This is a genomic window from Planococcus sp. CAU13 (genome assembly GCF_000775575.1).
Taxonomy (GTDB): Bacteria; Bacillota; Bacilli; order Bacillales_A; family Planococcaceae; genus Planococcus.
The window spans coordinates 1-212 of the sequence record NZ_JRGN01000055.1 but is presented as its reverse complement, the minus strand read 5'-3'; the positions used below and the strand labels follow the sequence as shown (position 1 = coordinate 212).

Annotated in this window: 1 tRNA gene; it reads left to right on the top strand. The window is 45.3% G+C overall.

Annotated elements, in window-relative coordinates:
* Window positions 1-70: 70 nt before the first annotated feature.
* Window positions 71-143: transfer RNA gene (locus tag KW93_RS02335), tRNA-Thr, on the top strand.
* Window positions 144-212: the final 69 nt, after the last annotated feature.

Genomic DNA, 212 nt, shown 5'->3' with positions numbered 1-212 from the left:
TCCCCCTGTGAGAGTAGGACGTCGCTGGGCTATTCTATGTTTTATTTTTGTTCCGAGATTATTTTGCCTTGCTTCCATAGCTCAGCAGGTAGAGTGCTTCCATGGTAAGGAAGAGGTCACCGGTTCGAACCCGGTTGGAAGCTTTCCTTTATAAAAGTTTCTTTATATCGGTTATATTATTCTGGCCCCTTGGTCAAGCGGTTAAGACACCG